The 17,234-nt window shown below is 74.9% G+C and carries 10 protein-coding genes and 1 pseudogene; 9 read left to right on the top strand and 2 right to left on the bottom strand.

Going from position 1 to position 17,234, the window contains the following annotated elements:
* The first annotated feature begins 161 nt into the window (after nucleotides 1-161).
* From VGP36_03420 to VGP36_03400, 5 genes are read left to right on the top strand one after another with little or no spacing between them, the layout of a single operon-like run.
* Nucleotides 162-4,424, top strand: a complete 4,263-nt coding sequence (locus VGP36_03420; GenBank protein HEV7653773.1) for an alpha-(1->3)-arabinofuranosyltransferase family protein — start codon at nucleotides 162-164, stop codon at nucleotides 4,422-4,424.
* Nucleotides 4,425-4,435: 11 nt separating this feature from the next.
* A complete protein-coding gene (locus VGP36_03415; GenBank protein HEV7653772.1) occupies nucleotides 4,436-5,221 on the top strand; it encodes a glycosyltransferase family A protein in 786 nt (261 codons plus the stop codon).
* Complete coding sequence (locus tag VGP36_03410; protein ID HEV7653771.1) at nucleotides 5,218-6,267, top strand: glycosyltransferase family 4 protein; 1,050 nt, start codon at nucleotides 5,218-5,220, stop codon at nucleotides 6,265-6,267. The genes VGP36_03415 and VGP36_03410 overlap by 4 nt, the downstream gene beginning before the upstream one ends.
* The gene (locus VGP36_03405) at nucleotides 6,264-7,925 is read left to right on the top strand and encodes a hypothetical protein (GenBank protein HEV7653770.1); all 1,662 of its coding nucleotides are present in this window, start codon (nucleotides 6,264-6,266) and stop codon (nucleotides 7,923-7,925) included. The genes VGP36_03410 and VGP36_03405 overlap by 4 nt, the downstream gene beginning before the upstream one ends.
* A 9-nt stretch (nucleotides 7,926-7,934) precedes the next feature.
* Entirely contained in the window at nucleotides 7,935-8,123 is a 189-nt protein-coding gene (locus tag VGP36_03400) for a hypothetical protein (GenBank protein HEV7653769.1), read from the top strand.
* 107 nt (nucleotides 8,124-8,230) lie between these two features.
* Here the strand turns inward: VGP36_03400 and VGP36_03395 are convergent, their stop codons facing one another.
* Entirely contained in the window at nucleotides 8,231-9,391 is a 1,161-nt protein-coding gene (locus VGP36_03395) for a glycosyltransferase family 4 protein (protein HEV7653768.1), read from the bottom strand.
* 248 nt (nucleotides 9,392-9,639) lie between these two features.
* Here VGP36_03395 and VGP36_03390 point away from each other — a divergent pair, with 248 nt between their 5' ends.
* The 3 genes and pseudogenes from VGP36_03390 to VGP36_03380 all read left to right on the top strand — a co-directional run bounded on the left by VGP36_03390 (nucleotide 9,640) and on the right by VGP36_03380 (nucleotide 13,172).
* Complete coding sequence (locus tag VGP36_03390) at nucleotides 9,640-10,452, top strand: class I SAM-dependent methyltransferase (protein ID HEV7653767.1); 813 nt, start codon at nucleotides 9,640-9,642, stop codon at nucleotides 10,450-10,452.
* Between the two features lie 66 nt (nucleotides 10,453-10,518).
* The gene (locus VGP36_03385) at nucleotides 10,519-11,208 is read left to right on the top strand and encodes a class I SAM-dependent methyltransferase (protein ID HEV7653766.1); all 690 of its coding nucleotides are present in this window, start codon (nucleotides 10,519-10,521) and stop codon (nucleotides 11,206-11,208) included.
* Nucleotides 11,205-13,172, top strand: a pseudogene (locus tag VGP36_03380) (alpha-(1->3)-arabinofuranosyltransferase family protein). The gene VGP36_03385 and the pseudogene VGP36_03380 overlap by 4 nt, the downstream one beginning before the upstream one ends.
* Before the next feature lie 1,797 nt (nucleotides 13,173-14,969).
* Here VGP36_03380 and VGP36_03375 read toward each other — a convergent pair.
* On the bottom strand, nucleotides 14,970-16,142 hold the full coding sequence (locus tag VGP36_03375; GenBank protein ID HEV7653765.1) for an acyltransferase: 1,173 nt from the start codon (nucleotides 16,140-16,142) through the stop codon (nucleotides 14,970-14,972).
* A gap of 144 nt (nucleotides 16,143-16,286) precedes the next feature.
* Between VGP36_03375 and VGP36_03370 the strand changes: the two genes are divergently transcribed.
* Nucleotides 16,287-17,228 carry a DUF3068 domain-containing protein gene (locus VGP36_03370; protein HEV7653764.1) on the top strand — a complete coding sequence of 314 codons (942 nt, stop codon included), beginning with the start codon at nucleotides 16,287-16,289 and terminating at the stop codon, nucleotides 17,226-17,228.
* Nucleotides 17,229-17,234: the final 6 nt, after the last annotated feature.

Here is a 17,234-nt window from a genome sequence, read left to right as displayed (position 1 = left end):
GCCGAGGCTACCGACCGCTCCGTCCCGGTCCGCCCGTTCCGGGACGGAGTCGGCCCGGACGGTGCCTCTCTCGTGGATCCGGCCGCCCGTCTACGCTGTCCGAGCCCAGTCCAGAGGGCCTGTCGTGAGGTCCGCGATCGGGTGCGCCCGGCGGAGGTGTCGTGAGCGCGGTGGACATGGCCGACCGGGCCGCCGCGGCGGGCGGCGACGAGCCAGGGGCCCGTCCGCGTCGTCGCGTCGGCTGGCCGGTGTACGTCGCGGCCGGGTTGTGGCTGCTGCTGATCGCCGTGACCTTCGGCAGCAGCGCCGGGTCGTTCGCCGCGGACGCCAAGCCGGAGCTCTACTTCGCGCCCTGGCGCACCGCTGCGGCGTACCTGTCGGCCTGGCAGGAGAATCCGCAGCTCGGCTTCCCCAGCTTCAACGTGGGCCTGGTCCCGGTCGCCGTCGCGATCGGACTGATCCAGTCGGTCGGGATCTCGCCCGCCCTGTCCGTACGGGTGCTGCGGTTCCTGCTCGTCGTGGTCGGGGCCTGGGGCGCGGCCCGGCTCTACCGGGCGTTGCGGCCGGTCGCGGACACCGTCGAGCCCGACGCGGAGGCGGCCGGCCCGCTGGTCGCCGGGACGACGTTCGTGGCCAACCCCTACGTGGTGGTGGCCGGCGGCACCCAGGCCATCCTGCTGCCCTGGGCCGTGTTGCCCTGGCAGCTGGTGTTCCTCGTCCGCGCGCTGCGGTCGCCGATACCGGGGCGGGGCTGGCGGGCCCGGGCAGCGCGCTGGCGCTGGCCGGCCGCGTTCGCGCTGGCGTTCGCCGCCGCGAGCGGGATGAACGCCGGCGTCGTGCCGCTGTTGCAGTTGGTCGCGGTGCCGGTGGTCGCGCTGGTGGTCCGGCGCGCGGACGGGCTGTCCTGGCGACCGGTGCTCGCGGTGCTGGGCCGGTGCGCGGTGCTCGTGGCGGCGCTGTCGGCGTACTGGGTCGTCCCGTCGGTGCTGGCGCTGCACGCCGGGGCCGTGGTCGTGCAGAACTCCGAGACGCTGGAGGGGATCTCCGGCCCGTCGTCCGCGGCCGAGGTGCTGCGGGGGCTCGGCCTCTGGCCGCTCTACGGCTCCGGCCCGGACGGCGCCTGGGTGCCGCAGTGGACCGGCTATCTCAACGACCCGGTCGTGGTGCTGCTCAGCTTCGCCCTGCCGGCGCTGGGAGCGGCCGCGGCTCTGCTGGCTCGCGGCACCGTACGCAGGCTCGGCCTGCTGCTCGTCGTGGTCGCGGTGCCGGTCATGGTCGGGGTGCACCCGCCGGCCGCGCCGACCGCGTTCGGCCGCGCGCTGCGCTGGACCTTCGACACCGTTCCGGGCGCTGGCGCATTCCGTACCACCAACAAGATCGGTTCTCTGCTGGTGCTGGGCACGGCGCTGCTGCTCGCCGCCGGCACGGCGGCGGCGCTGCGTCGATGGCGCGACCCGGAGCGGCGCACCCTCGTGGTCCTGGCCCTGACCGTGGTGCTGGCCGGTGCGACGGTGCCGGCCTGGACGGGCGGTCTCTACACCAGCACGGTCGATCTGCCGGACTACTGGAAGTCGGCCGCGGCCGACCTCGACCGCGGGCCCTCCGACCAGCGGGTCTGGTTCGTCCCCGGGGAGGTGCTCTCCCAGTACCGCTGGTCGCAGTCGCGGCCGGACGACCTGGCCCCGTCGGTGCTGTCCCGTCCTGCCCTGCTGCGCACGGTCATCCCCGTCACCACCCCAGAGGCCGCGAACCTGCTCGCGGCCACCGACGTGCAGTTGCAGGAGGGCTCGCTGCCGCCGGGGGCGTTGTCGGCCACCGCCCGCTACCTCGGGGTCCGCGACCTGCTCGTACGCAACGACACGGTCTGGGAGGACGTCGGCGGCGCCCGCCCGGAGGTCCTGCAGGGCCAGGTCAATGCCGACCGAGGGCTGGTGCCGCGCGGGAACTACGGAGCGCCGGGCGAGAACACGGTGTCCCCGACCTACCCCTCGTTGTCCTTCGCCGAGGCCTCGCTGCCGCCGCTGCAGCACTACGCGGTCGCCGGGCCCCAACCGGTGGTGCGTACCGAAGCCGCCGCGGGGACCGTGCTCGTCGACGGCGACGGGTTCGCCGTCGCCCCGCTGGCGGGAGCCGGGCTGCTGAACGGGACCCGCCCGTTCCGCTACTTGGGCGATCTGAGCAGTGGCGACCTGGCCGCGATGCTGGATCGCGGCGAGGTCGGACGGGTGGTGCTGACCGACACCAACCGGCGGCGCAGCACCGCGGCCGGCCGGCTCGGCGGCAGCCAGGGTCCGCTGCTGCCGGCCGACACGGACCCGGGCGGCACCCGTACGTTGTTCGACCCGGACCGGCAGACCGTCTTGGAGGTCGCCGGCGGCTCGGTCACCGCGACCGACGTCGGCTCGGTGTTCGGTCCGGTCGCCTCCGGCGCGCCGGAGAACGCGGTGGACGGCGACCCGGACACCGGCTGGCTGTTCGGCGACTTCGGCCGGGCCGTCGGCCAGTCCCTCTCGGTCCACTTCGACCAGAGCCGGCTGGTGCCGAAGGTGACCGTCCGGGTTCGGACGGCCGACGCCCAGCGGATAGCGAAGGTCCGCATCGAGGTCGGCGGGGTCAGTGCGGATCGTGCAGTCGATGCATCCGGCGCGGCCGAGCTGACGTTGCCTCGGCGCACGATCGCGGACTCGGTCAAGATCACCGTGCTCGGGGTGACCGGGACCGGCTTCAACCTGGTCGGCGTGCAAGAGGTGCAGATCCCCGGCGTCCAGCTCACGCGGGTGGCCCGGACGCCGCGAACGATGGACGGCCTTGTCGCGGGCCTGGACCCGGCCGGACGGGCGGCGCTGGACCGGACGCCGATCGACATGGTCCTGACCCGGGTCCGCGGGACCACGCCGGCCGCCGACGACGAGGAGACCGGGCTGAGCCGGGACATCGCCGCCCCGGTGGCGCGGGACTACCGGCTCTCCGGAACCATCCGGGTCGGCCCGCAGCTGTCCGAGCGGGACCTGGACGTGCTCGCCGGTGCCTACGGCCCGGTGCGGGCGACTTCGAGCTCGCGCGCCTTCGGGTTGCCCACCGTCCGGGCCTCGCAGGCGGTCGACGGTCGCACCGACACGGCCTGGGCGCCGGCCGGTCCGGTCGTCGGCCAGTCGCTGACGATCAGCGCGCCGGCCCGCCGGGTCAATTCGGTCAGCCTGACGCTGACCGGGCCGGGGCGTCCCGAGTCGCTCGACCGGATCACCCGGGTCGGGATCAGCCTGGACGGTGGTCCTCAGATCGTGGCCGACCTGGGTCCGCGGACGACGCGGATCCCGGTGCCGGCCCAGGTCGCCTCCCGGGTGCGGGTCACCGTGCTGGCCACGCTGACCGGCAACCCGGCCGGTGCCGTGCGCATCGCGGAGGTCGGCTTCGGTGGAGCGAGCATGCCGTTCTCCGGCGGCCGGTCGGCACGGGCCTGCGTTCCGGTCGCCACCCTCGACGGCACGCCGGTGCTGATGCGGCCGCCGCACCCGATCCTGTCCGCCGACCCGGTGCGATGGGTCGGCTGCGGCCGGTTGCCGGTCAGCGCGGGTCAGCACCGGCTCCTGCCGGTGCCGGGCTGGACCGCGGACGAGCTGGTGCTGCGCGATCCGCTCGGCGCGGCCGCGCCGGCCCCCGCCGGCCCTGCGGTCCAGGTCTCCGAGGGCCGGGGACCGCGGTTCACCGCGCACGTCAGCGGTGCGACCCAGCCGTACTTCCTCGTCACCGGGCAGGCCCTGGACCCGCACTGGCGGGCCACCCTGGACGGTCATGATCTGGGACCGCCGATCGCGCTGGACGGATATTCCGCCGGCTGGCGGGTGGACGCCCCGGGCGACCACGCGATCTCGGTGCGGTACACCGGGCAGACCGCGACCGACGCCGCGGTCGTCGGGTCGGGGGTGGTGGCGCTGGGCAGCGCACTACTCGTCGCGTTGCGCCCGGTCGGTCCTCCGGGCTCCGGTGGCGGCGGGGTGCCCGTGCCCGGCCGCGAGGCGGAGACCGCGGAGGCGCGCGGCCGGTCGCGGTGGAGGCCGGGCTCCTGGGGCCGGCCCCGCAGCGCCCGATGGGCCCGGTGGCGATCACTCGCACTATGGGCCGGAGCAGTGCTGCTGGCATGGGCCGTGGGCGGGATCTGGCTGGCAGTCCCGGCGCTGCTGCTGGCGTTCTGGCAGCTGGTCCGGCCGGCCCGGCCGCAGTCGCTGATCGCCGCCGCGGTCGTGGTCCTGCTCGCGGTGCCAGTGGTCTGGCTCGTCCTCCGGCCCGACACCGGCGGCCGGATCACGGCCACGATCGTGCTCGGCGACCCCTGGCCCGGACGGCTGGCGGCGCTCGGTCTGCTTCTTCTCCTCGTCGGCGTGCTCCGGGCCGATCGCGCGGACCGGGGCGGGCGGAACCGGTGAGTGTCACGGTGGTGGTGCCGACCCGTGACTCGATGCGGACGCTGGCCGCCTGCCTCGAGTCCATCCGTGCCCAGGACGTCCCGGTCGAGCTGGTCGTGGTCGATAACGACAGCACTGACGGCACGTACGAGCTGGCCGGGCGACTGGCCGACATGGCCGTGCGTGGCGGTCCGGAACGCAGCGCCCAGCGCAACATCGGTGTCCGGCTCACGGCGACCGACTGGGTGCTGTGGATCGACTCCGACATGGTCCTGCCGCCGGAGACCGTGTCCGCCGCGCTGGCGACCGCCCGGTTCGAGCAGGCCGATGCCGTCGCGATTCCGGAGGTGAGCGTCGGTCCCGGATTCTGGACGGCCTGTCGCGCGCTCGAACGGGCCTGCTACGTCGACGATCCGTCGCTGCACAACCCGCGCCTGCTGCGCCGGGAGTTGCTGCTGGGGGACGCGGAGTTCGACCCGGCGATGGCGGGACCCGAAGACACCGACCTGCGGCTGCGGCTGCGGAGGTCCGGCACCCGCACCGCGCTGTGCCCGGACGTCTTCATCGTGCATGACGAAGGCCGCCTGACGTTGCGCTCGGTCCTGACCAAGCGCGTCTACTACGGCCGCAGCCTGCCGGCGTTCGCGGCGAAGAACCCGGGCGCATTGGCCGGCCAGGGAGCCGGCACGCTGCAGGCGCTGATCCGCCATCGCCGCATGCTCGCCCGGCATCCTGTCCGGACAGGTGGAATGCTGCTGATGCGGGCGCTCGAGGCGGCTGCCTACGTCGTCGGCTACCAGCTCGGCCGCCGCCGGTGAGACGGCTGCTCTGGGCGTCGCTGGCCGACCAGCGCCCCGGTCGCGAACAGCGCTGGCTGTCCCTGTTGCCGGACACCCGGCTGACCGCGCTCGCCGGCGCCGAGCCGCTGCCGCCGGCCGACTGGATCCCGGCCACGTACCGCCGGCCCGTGCGGCGGTTCGTCGAGGCCGGTGCGCTGGCCTGGGTGCGGGAGCTCGACGGCCTGACCCCCGAGTACGACTGGGTCGGCTCGCTGGAGCTCTGCTCGCTCGTCACCGGGCAGGCCTCCGCGTACGCCCGGCGGCACCGGCTGCGGCAGGTCGTGGTGACGTGGGAGAACGACCCGCGCCAGCCGCTGTACTCACTTCCGCCGTACCGCACGGCGTTGCGGCGGTCCCTCGACAACGCCGACCTCTTTCTCTGCCTGGTCGAGTCCGCGGCCGACCATCTGCGCGTGCTCGGCGTGGACGACGACCGCCTGCGGGTGGTCCGGCCCGGCATCGACACCTCCTTCTTCCGACCGGCGCCGGCCCTTGTGGCCGAACCGGTGATCGCCTTCGTGTCGCCGGTCGCCGCCAACAAGGGCATCGACCGCGTGCTCGACGCGTTCGCGCTCGTCCGGGCGAAGATCCCGGACGCGCGACTGCGAGTCTTGGGGGACGGGCCGCTGGTTTCCATGGTGCGAGGACAAGGTGTTGAGCACATGGGCCGCGGGGACGCCGCCCGGGTAGCTTCGGTCCTGCAAGAAGCCGCGGTGTTCGTGACGGCGCCGCGGTCGACGTGGAAGTGGTCGGAGCAGTTCGGGCTCGCCTACCTGGAGGCGATGGCCTGCGGGCTGCCGGTGGTCACGACGGTCTGCGGCACCAACCACGAGATCGTGGTGCCGCCGAACGAGCGAGTGGTGGACGAGGCGGAGGCGCTGGCCGACGCGCTGATCGGGTTCCTCTCCGATCCGACGCGGCGGGCGGCGGTGGGAGCGAGCAACCGGAGGTACGTGGAGGAGCATCACGAGCTGGGCGCGCAGTGCGCCCGCATGGGTGCGGCGCTGGCGTCGGTCGAGCGATGACCCGACGCGGCCCGCTGGGCGCGGCGACCGGGCTGGTCATAGGCCTGCTCGTGCTGGCGCCGGTCCTGGGCCGAGGAGTTGTCCTCTCCTACGACATGGTCTTCGTGCCGGATCCGCCGATCACGGGTTCGGTGCTCGGCACCGACGGCTCGGTGCCAAGGGCCGTGCCGACGGAGTTGCTGGCGGATCTGCTGGCCCACATCCTGCCGGTCGTCCTCGTGCAGGACGGGCTCTTGCTGGCGGCGTTCGTGCTCGCGGGCGCAGGCGCGGCGCGGTTGGCGCCGACCCTTCCCGGAGCAGCTGCGGCGGCGATCGCCTACGTCTGGACGCCGTACGTGGCCGAGCGACTGGTCATCGGGCACTGGACTTTCCTGCTGGGGTACGCGCTTCTGCCCTGGGTGGTGAGTGCCGCGCTGGGCGCCCGGCGCGGTGACTCGATCCGTCCGCTGTTGCTCTGGTTGGCTGCGGCTGCGGCAGCGGGATCGACGTCGGCGCTCATCGCGACCGGGACGGCCGTCCTGGTGATCGGGCTCCGGCCGGGTGGGATCGGGCGGCTGGCCGGCGTGGTGGGGTTCGCGGTCGCGGTGAACCTGCCGTGGCTGGTGCCGGCGCTGGTCCGGCCGGGCGGGTTACCGGCGGATCCGGCGGGCGTGGCGGCGTTCGCGGCCCGGTCGGACACGCCGCTCGGGTTGGCCGGGAGCCTGCTGACGCTGGGCGGGATCTGGAACCCGGCGACGGTTCCGGACGGCCGGGACTCGCCGCTGGCCCTGGTTGCCCTGGTGGCGGTGCTGGCGGCGCTCGGGCTCGGCGTCCGCCGGGTGTGGGACGAGAGTGCCGGGCTGGTGGTGGCCGGGCTGGTCGGGCTGGTGCTGGCGGCGGCCGGGGCGGTGCCTGGGCTGGACGCCGTGCTGCGCCTGGTGGTGGTGCACGTGCCGGGCGGGGGGCTGTTGCGGGACGGGCAGAAGCTGCTGGCGCCGACGGCGCTGGTGGTCGCGGTGGCCGCCGGGTACGCGGTGGCGAGGCTGGCCGCGATCCGGACGACCGTTCCGTACGCGGTGCTGCTCGGGGTGCTGCCCGTGCTGGCGTTGCCGACGCTGGTCTGGGGGGTGGGAGGCCGTTTGGCGGCCGCCGAATACCCCGCGGACTGGTTGCAGTTGCGGGCGGCGGTGAGCGTGGCGCCGGCGGGGGAGGTCGCCGCGTTGCCGTGGGGGACGTACCGGCGGTTGGACTGGGACGGGAACCGAGTGGTGCTCGACCCGCTGCCTCGGTTGCTCGATCGGAGGGTGCTGACCGACGACGACCTGCCGTTGTCTGCGGTGACCGTGCGAGGGGAGGACGCCCGGTCCGCGGCCATCTCGGCCGGGATCGCCGCCGGGCAGCGGTTGCCGGACCTGCTGCGGGCCAACGGGATCCGGTACGCGGTGGTGCACCGGACCCAGCCGGACTCGGCCGCCACCGAGCGGGCGCTCGCCGGTCTGCCGGTGCTCTACCGGAGCCCGGATCTGCTGCTCGTCGAGCTGCCGGGCGAGGTGGAGCCGACCCCGGAGAACGAGCCGTGGCGGGCGATCCTCGGGCTCGGGGTGGCGGGGCTCGCCACCGGCGCGGTGATCGTCAGCCGTGCATCGCGGCTGCTAGGCTCGCCCGCAGCCAACGACTGAAACGGGAGCGTGGCCGACGTGCTCAGTGCAGAGCGGACCAGCCCCAAGGACCGGGGCGCCATCCTCATCTCGGCCGTGGTCGCGGCCGTCATCGGTGGTCTGCTCGCCATCGGGGCTTCGCTCGTACTGGTCTCCTCGGCGTCCGACAGTGACGCGCCGCCGGTCAACCGGCCGCTGATCAGCTACGACCAGCGCTGACGCGCAGTCCTTCGCCCGAACTGCCGTTCTGAGGTCCGCGCCGACCCAGGAAGCCGGCGACGACCTGGCCCGTGACGACCCAGCTGGTGCATCCAGCCGGTGCCGTTCTAGCCGGTGGCTTCGACGGTGGTGTCGATGTGCGGCAGGTCCTCGGTACGGGCCGGCAGCCCCATCAGCGCACGGAGCTCGGTCTCGACCACGGCGGCGGTCGCGGGCCAGCTGAAGCGGGCTGCGTGGATGCGGGCGGCCCGGGCCATCCCCTCGCGTACGGGGGCGTCGGTCAGGAGCTGACGCAGCGCGGCGGTGAAGTCGGGCTCGTCCTCGGCCAGGATGCCGGTCTCGCCGTCGACGACCGACTCGGTCGGGCCGCCGGCCGAGCGGAAGGCGACGGTCGGGGTTCCGTGCGCGGCACTCTCCACGACCGCCAGGCTCCAGCCCTCCTTGACCGACGGCAGGGCGTGCACCCAGGCCGAGGCCAGCAGCCGGTGCTTGGTCACGTCGTCCACGAACCCGGCGAACGTCACCGCGTCGGCGACCCCGATCCGGTCGGCGTACGCGCGCAGCTGGGGTTCCCAGTAGCCGTGCCCGATCACGGTGAGCGTCGCGCCGGGGATCGCGGCGATCGCGTCCATCGCCAGCTCGACCCGCTTGTGCGGCACCAGCCGGCCGAGCACGACGACGCTCGGCGCGGGGCTGCGCGGCCAGGCGGCGCTGTCGACCGGGAGCACCGGTGCGTCCAGCCCGGAGTAGACGACCCCCACCCGCGACGCCGACACGCCGACCGCGAGCAGGTCGGCCCGGGTCGCCTCGGACACGGTCAGGTAGCGGCAGCGGCGGTAGACCCGAGGCGCGACCCGGGACTCCAGCCACCAGCCGACCCGGCCCATCCGCGGGCCGAAGACCGCGGACCACTGCTCGCGGTGCAGGTGGTGGGTCACGTTCACGACGCGGGCGCGGGTGAACAGCGGGGCCCAGAACGGCATCCCGTTCTGCACGTCGATGACCACGTCGAAGGCGCGCCGCCGCCGGGCGAGGGTGAGCGCGGCCCGGGGATAGACGGTGAAGCGGCCGCCCCGGCGTTCGTAGGCGACACCGTCGATGGTCTCGTCGGGCGCTGCTCCCGGGTACAGGGCGCACCGGACGGTCACGTCGTGCCCGAGCGCGGCCAGCCCGCTGGCCACCCGCTCGCAGAAGCTCTCGGCTCCGCCGCCTTCGGGATGCCCCGAGTCGCGCCAGTTGAGGACTAATACCCGCAAACGGTCCCGCATGAGCGTCGTCGCCCCTTCCGATCAGCCGGGAGCGTAGTGGATCGTGAGCCGTCCTGTTACCGACCGGTACGGTCTGCGGCATGTCGCGGCAGTGCGAGGTGTGCGGCGCTGGCCTGCAGGACTGGCGTCTGCGCGGGGGCGGGGTCCTACAGCGCTGTCCGGACTGCCGCCATGTGCAGCGGGATTTCACAGACTGTCCGGCCAATGCGCGCGACGCCGGGTACGGGGGAGATCCGGGTCTGGACGCGGTGCGGCTCCGGCTCACCGAGCGCCGGCTGCGCGCGCTGGTGCCGCACGGCCGCTCGGTGTTCGAGATCGGGTACGGGTCGGGCGCCCTGCTGCGCCGGTTCCTCGACGCGGGCTGGGCGGTCGGTGGCGTCGACGCCGGTCAGCTCGAGGTCGACGTCGACCCCGAGGTCCGCCGCCGCGGGGCTCTGACCTCCGGTCAGCTGGAAGACATGGTCCCGGCGACCAGCGCCGGCGCCGACCCGGACGCCGCCGCGGCCGCCGAGAGCGATGGCACCGACCCGGCCGCCGCCGCGGCCGCCGAGAGCGCCGGCGCCGACCCGGACGCCGCGGAGGTCGGCGCGGCTGCGGATGGGGGGCAGTACGACCTCGTCGTCGGGGTGCACGTGCTGGAGCACCTCACGGATCCGGAGAAGGGGCTTGCTGCGGCGTACCGGTTGCTCAGGCCGGGCGGGACGCTGGCGCTGATCACGCCGACCGCGGATTCCGCAGGCGCGGACTGGTTCGGCGCGGCCTGGTGGCTGCTGGAGGACCCGACCCACCTCCGTTTCTTCTCGCCCGACTCGGCGACGAGGTCGTTGCGGCGAGCCGGCTTCGACGGCGTCCGCGTACGGCGGTTGGCGTTGGACAACCTGTCGATGGAGGTCGCGAGCCTGCGTCGTCGGGCACAGCCCGTGCACAGACCCGCGGGCGTGCTGCCGGAACGCGGCACCGTGCTGTCCGCCCTGGTCACCGCCCCGATCACGGTCACGGCCCGGCTGGCCCACCCCCGGCTGCGGCCGTCCCTGGAGCTGACCGCTCACCGTCCCGGGTGAGCCGTCCCCGTACAGCGCCACCAGTCCGGACAGGCCGTCTACGCTCACCCCGTGCACGGTGCCGGTGTGCGACGTTCGATGGCATTGCTGCGTGCTTTTCGGGTTGAGCAGACCGAGCCCGAGGCCTTCTACGGATTACTCGCCCGCGACTCGGTCCGGCTGGTCGAGGAGCACGGCGCGCTGGCCGGTCGGCACGTGCTCGACGTCGGCGCCGGCCCGAAGCAGTTCGCGGCCGCGTTCCACCGGGCCGGGGCGACCTACACGGCGCTGGACTCAGACCCGACTCAACTGACGAGGGGCGGCGTGGCCGGCCGAGGCGAGCGGCTCCCGGTCGCCGACAACGCGGTCGACGTCTGCTTCTCCTCCAACGTGGTGGAGCACGTGCCGGCACCGTGGCGGTTCGCCGACGAGCTGGTCCGCGTGACCCGCCCCGGCGGGCTGGTCGTGGTCGCGTACACGAACTGGCTGTCGCCCTGGGGCGGCCACGAGACCTCGCCCTGGCACTACCTCGGCGGCTACACCGCGGCCGAGCGGTACGGCCGCCGCTACCACCACCCGCCCAAGAACCGCTACGGCATCGGCCTGTTCCCGGTCTCCGTGGCCGCCGGCCTGCGCTGGGCCCGGTCCCGCGGCGACGCCGAGCTGATCGACGCCCGCCCCCGTTACCTGCCCGGGTACGCCCGGCCGCTGCTGACCGTCCCCGGGCTGCGCGAGGTCGCGACCTGGAACCTCTGGCTGGTGCTGCGGCGCCGATGACCGGGACGACGCCGGCTGGGATCCGGCGGCTGCGGGTGACGGCGGCGGCCGTGGCCCTGGTCGCGCTCGCCTTCAGCCAGGCGCCGGGCAAGCTCGTCGGCGACACCAAGTCCGACCTGGTCCTCGACCCGGGCGGGTTCCTGCGCCGGGCGCTGGAGGCGTGGGACCCGCAGCAGGGCTTCGGCCAGCTGTCCAACCAGTCCTACGGCTACCTCTGGCCGATGGGGCCGTTCTTCTGGCTCGGGCACGCGCTCGGCGTGCCCGGCTGGGCGGTGCAGCGGGGCTGGTGGGCGCTGCTGTTCGTGGTCGGCTTCCTCGGCGCGTACAAGCTGGCGGGGGCGCTCGGGATCGGTACGCCGAGCACCCGGCTGGTCTCCGCGCTGGCGTACGCGCTGAGCCCGCGGGTGCTGACCGTGCTCGGCACGATCTCGGTCGAGGCCTGGCCGGCCGCCGTCCTGCCCTGGGTGCTGCTGCCGCTGGTGGCCGGGGCGACCGGCCGGCTGCCCGCCCGCAGGGCCGCCGCGTTGTCCGGCGTCGGCGTGCTCTGTCTCGGTGGCGTGAACGCCGCCGCCACCGCCGCGGTCCTCCCGCTGCCGCTGCTCTACCTGCTGACCCGGGCCCGCCCGGTCCGCGGCCGGCTGCTGGCCTGGTGGCTGCCGATCGTCGCGCTGGCCGCGGCCTGGTGGGTGCTGCCGCTGCTGCTGCTCGGCCAGTACGGCTACCCGTTCCTCGACCTGATCGAGAACGCCAAGGTCACGACCGCGGTCACCGGTCTGACCGACACCCTGCGCGGCGGTGAGCACTGGCTGGGCTACCTGGTCGTGCACGGGCAGCCGGTGCTCACCGCGGGCTGGGACCTGGCCACCTCCTCCGGCCTGGTCGTGGTGACCGTGCTGATCGCGGCGGCCGGGCTGGCCGGGCTGCTGATGCCGGGGCTGCCGGACCGGCGCTGGCTGCTCGGCGGCGTGCTGCTGGGCACCGTGCTGGTCACGGCCGCGCACACCGGCATGCTGACCGGCCCGCTCGCGCACGGCCTGCAGGGCGCGCTGGACGGGCCGGGCGCGCCGCTGCGCAACGTGCACAAGGTCGATCCGGTGCTGCGGCTGCCGCTCACGCTCGGCCTGGCCCAGCTGCTGACCCGAGCACGAGTGCCGCAGGTCAGGACGGTCGCGTACGCGGTCGTCGCCGCGCTGATCGCGATCACGCTGCTGCCGGCCTGGGGGAGCGGGCTCGCTCCGGCGGGCGCGTACCAGCAGACGCCGGCGTACTGGTCGCAGGCCGCGAGCTGGCTCGCGAGCCACTCCGACGGCGACCGCAGCCTGCTCGAACCGTCCTCCAACCAGCCCGTCTACCGCTGGGGGACGCCGCGGGACGAGCCGCTGCAGGCGCTGGCCCGCGCGCCCTGGGCGGTCCGGGACGCGGCCCCGCTCGGCGCTCCCGGCAGCATCCGGATGCTCGACGGCCTGGACGCCCGCTTCGCCACCGGCCAGCCCTCGGCCGCGTACGCGCAGGTGCTGGGCCGGGCCGGGGTGAAGTACGTGGTGCTGCGCAACGACCTGGACCCGGACCGGTCCGGCGCCGAGCGGCCCGGGGTGATCCGGGCCGCGCTGGCCGGCTCGCCCGGGATCCGGCTCGCGGCCGCGTTCGGGCCGCCGCAGCCGGTGCCGTTCCGGTCCACCGACCGGCTGGCCGGCGCGCCGGTGACCCCGCCGCCGGCGGTGGAGGTCTTCCAGGTCGCCGGGGCCGCGCGGGTGTTCTCGCTGCCCGAGGACGGCGGGATCGCGCTGTCCGGCGGCCCGGAGGGGACGCTGCAGCTGGCCGACGCGGGCCTGCTCACCGGCCGGGCGGTGATGGGCGCGAACGACGCCGACGCGGTCGAGGGCGTGCAGACCGACACGCTGCGGCGGCGCGAGTTCAACCCCGGCGCCGATCCCGGCCGGCGGTACTCGGCCACGCTCAGTGCCGCCGACCCGACCCCGCGTCCGGACATCGGCCCGTACGACGCGGAGGAGCAGACCGTCGCCGTGCTGGAGGGCGCGGCCGCGGTGACGGCGTCCAGCAGCGCGGACGACCCGTTCACCGCCGGCACGCTGGGCCAGGACTACCTCGGCCCGGACAAGCGGCCGGCCGCCGCGGTCGACGGCGACGCCGGCACGTCCTGGGTGTCGGCCGGCGGCACCGTCGGGCAGTGGGTCCAGCTGGAGCTGCTGGAGCCGCAGGTACTGCCGTCGGCGACCGTGCAGCTGCTCGACGACCCCGCGCTCGGCCCGCGGGTCACCGGCGTGGACGTCACCACCGACCTCGGCACCGTGCACGCGACCGTGACCGGCGGGGTCGCGAGCGTGCGGCTGCCGGAGGGCGAGACCTCCCGGGTCCGGGTGACGATCACCGGCGTCGCCGGGGACACGGACAGCGGCGCCGTCGGGGTGCGTGAGCTGTCCGTCCCCGGCGTACGGGTCCGGCAGGCGGTCGCGCTGCCCCCGGACGAGGCCTCGGCCCCGCAGTGGAGCGTGCTGGGTGAGCGGCCCGACGGCCGGCGCGGCGACTGCGTGCTGGACGGCGCCGGCTGGACCTGCCTCCCCGGGCTGGCCCAGGCCGGCGAGGAGGACGGGCCGCTGGTCCGCCGGTTCGACGCGCCGTCCGGCTCGGTGGCGGTCTCCGGGACCGTACGGCCCCGGCCCGGCCCGGCGCTGGACGCGCTGCTGGACCGGACCGCCGGCTACCAGGCCACCGGCTCGTCCCGGCTGGTCGCCGACCCCGCGGCCCGGCCCGGGGCGGCGTACGACGGGAGCGCGGCGACGGCCTGGCTGCCGGCCACCGACGACCAGGGCCCACGACTGAGTCTCGATCTCGGCTCGACGGTCACGCTGACCGGGCTGACCCGGGCGGACTGGACCGGCGTCGGCTCGGTCGAGCTCACCGCCGCCGGCGGCCAGCGCCGGACGGTGCGCGGGACGGGTTCGTTCGCGCCGGTCCGGACCGATCGGGTCACGCTGACCTTCCGCCGGCAGCTCGGGCCGGACGGCACCCCGCGGCCGGTCGCCGTCCGCGACGTGGCCTTCGCCGGCGCGCCCGCCGCCTCCGCCCGCGCGGTCGAGGTCGGCTGCGCCGACGGCCCGCGGGTCACGCTCGACGGCACCGCCCGCGCGTTGTCGATGGCGGTGCCGCCGGCCGCCCTGCTCTCGCTGGGCCCGGTGCCCGCGACCGTCTGCGGTGGCCCGATCACCGTCGTCGCCGGCCCGCACCGGATGGCCACGACCGCGACCCCGACCCTGGAGGTGCAGGGCGCCGGGCTGTCCAGCGCGGCGTTGCCGGACCCGCCGGCCCCGCGGCCGGTGACCGTGCTGGCCTGGTCGGACGAGCACCGTACGGTCCGGATCGGGGCGGGGGAGAAGGGCTACCTGGCGCTGGCCGAGGGCTGGAACAAGGGCTGGACGGCGACCGCCGGCGGGCAGCCGCTGGAGGCCAGGCGGATGGACGGCTGGCAGCAGGGCTTCGAGATCCCGGCCGGCGGCGTCACCACCGTCCAGATCACGTTCGCGCCGGGCCGGACCCAGGACCGGCTGCTGCTGGCCGGGCTGGTCGCGGCGCTGCTGGTGCTCGCGCTGGCGCTGCTGCCCGACCGCGGCGAGCCGGAGCGCCCGGCGGTGGTCGAGGGCGGGATCCCGATCCCGCGCTGGGTCCCCGCGGTCCCGGTCGCCGCGCTCGGCGGCCTGCTCATCGGGTGGATCGGGCTGGCCGCGGCCGCGGCGGCGCTGCTGCTACCGCGCCGCTGGCGTCCCGTCGGCGCGGGCGGTGCGCTCGCCGTCGCCGGCCTCCTGCTCGCCGCCGACCCCGGGTCCGACTCGGTCCGGGCGGCCGACCAGGGGCTCGCCGCGTTCGCGCTCTGCCTGGTCACGGCCGGGCTGTCCGGCTGGCGGCCGCCGGGTGACCCGGTCGGCGAGCCGGAGGGCCGGCCGCTCGACCAGCACCCACGAGAGCCCGCCGATCGCGACCGAGGCGAGCCCGGTGAGCACCGCGACCGGCAGCATCCGGCCGCTGAAGTCGGCCCAGCCGGTCAGCCGGTAGACCAGGTCGAGCACGACCAGGTGCCAGAGGAAGACCCCGTAGGAGATCCGGCCCAGCAGCCGCAGCGGCTCTGACACGAGCGGGCCGCGTTGCGGGCCCAGCGCGCTCGGGACCAGCAGCAGCGTCGCCACCGCCAAGTACCCGGCCTCCTTGATCAGCGCGGCGCCGCCGGGGATCGGGGCGAGCGTGAGCGGGCCGGCGATCGGCGTCGCGAGCAGGAAGAGCAGCGCGCCGGCCGTGGCCCAGCAGGTGCCGGGCCACTGCGCGAGCTGGTCCAGCCAGGCTGGGACGCCGCGGCGGGCCAGCACGGCCACCGCCATCCCGGCCGCGAACCAGTCCAGGTGCCCGGGCAGCCAGAGCAGCAGCCGGTCCGGCGCGCCGAGCAGGTGCACGGCCGCGATCCAGCCGTACCCGAGCATCGCGCAGCCGGCGATCACCGGCCATTCCCAGCGTCGGGCCAGCGCCGTCAGCCCCGGTAGCACCGCGTAGAACGCGAGCTCCGCGCAGAGCGACCAGGTCTGGGTCAGCGGCCCGGCCAGCCCGCCCACGTACGTCTGCCCCAGCCACCAGTGCGTCGCCGGCACCGAGGCGTAGAGCGCGACCACCGCCACCACCACCCAGTACGCGGGCAGGATCCGGGCCGCGCGGCGCAGCACGTACCGGCGCAGCGGCGGGGTGACCGGGTAGAGCAGGAAGCCGGAGAGCACGAAGAACACGGCGACGCCGGAGTCGAAGCGGGCCAGCAGGGCGCCGCCGGCACCGCGCCCGGTCTCGCCGGTCCGGAACGCGACGTGGGTCAGCAGCACCGCGGCCGCGGCCACCGCCCGCAGCCCGTCCAGTGCCGGCACCGGCCGCCGCCCACCCATCCGGACACCGTACGGCCGGATAGATCACGATGCGGTTACAGGCACCCGGCCAGGCGGGGCCCAGATGTCCCGTTCCTCCGACACTCGCTGGTAACCTTCGCCAACTGATCATGCGGATCAGCGCTGGGACGTGAGGGGTAGTCCATGCGGCGGTTCCTGGGTCCGATAGTCCTCGGTCTCGGTGTCTTCCTGCTCGTGCTGTCCGGACTGCTGCGGTTCTTCGTCGCCGACCGGGTCGTCATCACCCCCATCGACCAGTACGCGCAGACGGTCGCGCCCGGGCCCGGGTCCTACCTCGACCCGGCCACGCTGCAGGAGCGCTCGGCCGACCTGGTCGCGGTCCGGACGGTGAAGGCCGACGTCGCCGCCAGCGACAAGAACACCGCGGTCTGGGACGTCTCGGTCGTGCTCGGTACGGGCGACGGCACGTTCGTGCGGGCCACGCTGGACCGGGTCGCCAGCGACCGGCGCAGCGCCGAGGCCGTGAACTGCTGCAACGAGTCCGTCGACTCGGTGCCGACCCGGCACGCGGGGGTCAGCTACAAGTTCCCGTTCAACACCCAGAAGCAGGACTACCCGTTCTGGGACCCGAACTCGAAGACCTCGCTGCCGGCCAGGTTCGTCTCCGAGGACAAGGTCCAGGGGCTGACGACGTACAAGTTCGTGCAGACGGTCCCGGCCATGCAGGTCCAGACCCAGGAGGTCCCGGGCTCGCTGGTGGGGGAGACCGCGGCCAGCGTGCAGGCGCCGGTCTTCTACACCGACACGCGGACGGTCTGGGTCGAGCCCAAGACCGGCGTGATCGTGAAGGGCGCCGAGCAGAACAAGACCACGCTGCGCGACAGTTCCGGCCAGGACAAGGCCACGGTGATCCAGTACGACCTGACCTTCGACGACGCCACCCAGAAGGCCCAGGCCAAGCTGGCCAACGACAACATCGGCAAGATCAACCTGGTCAACCTGTGGCTGCCGCTGCTGGGCCTGGTGCTCGGCATCATCTTCATCCTGGCCGGGCTGATCGTCATGCGGGCGGCGGACCGGGCCCGGCCGGCCGAGCCGCGCGAGGAAGAGGTCCCGGTCGGCTGAGAGGTC

It is taken from the genome of Mycobacteriales bacterium (genome assembly GCA_035995165.1).
Taxonomy (GTDB): Bacteria; Actinomycetota; Actinomycetes; order Mycobacteriales; family CADCTP01; genus CADCTP01.
This window is presented reverse-complemented; position numbering and strand designations above follow the sequence as displayed.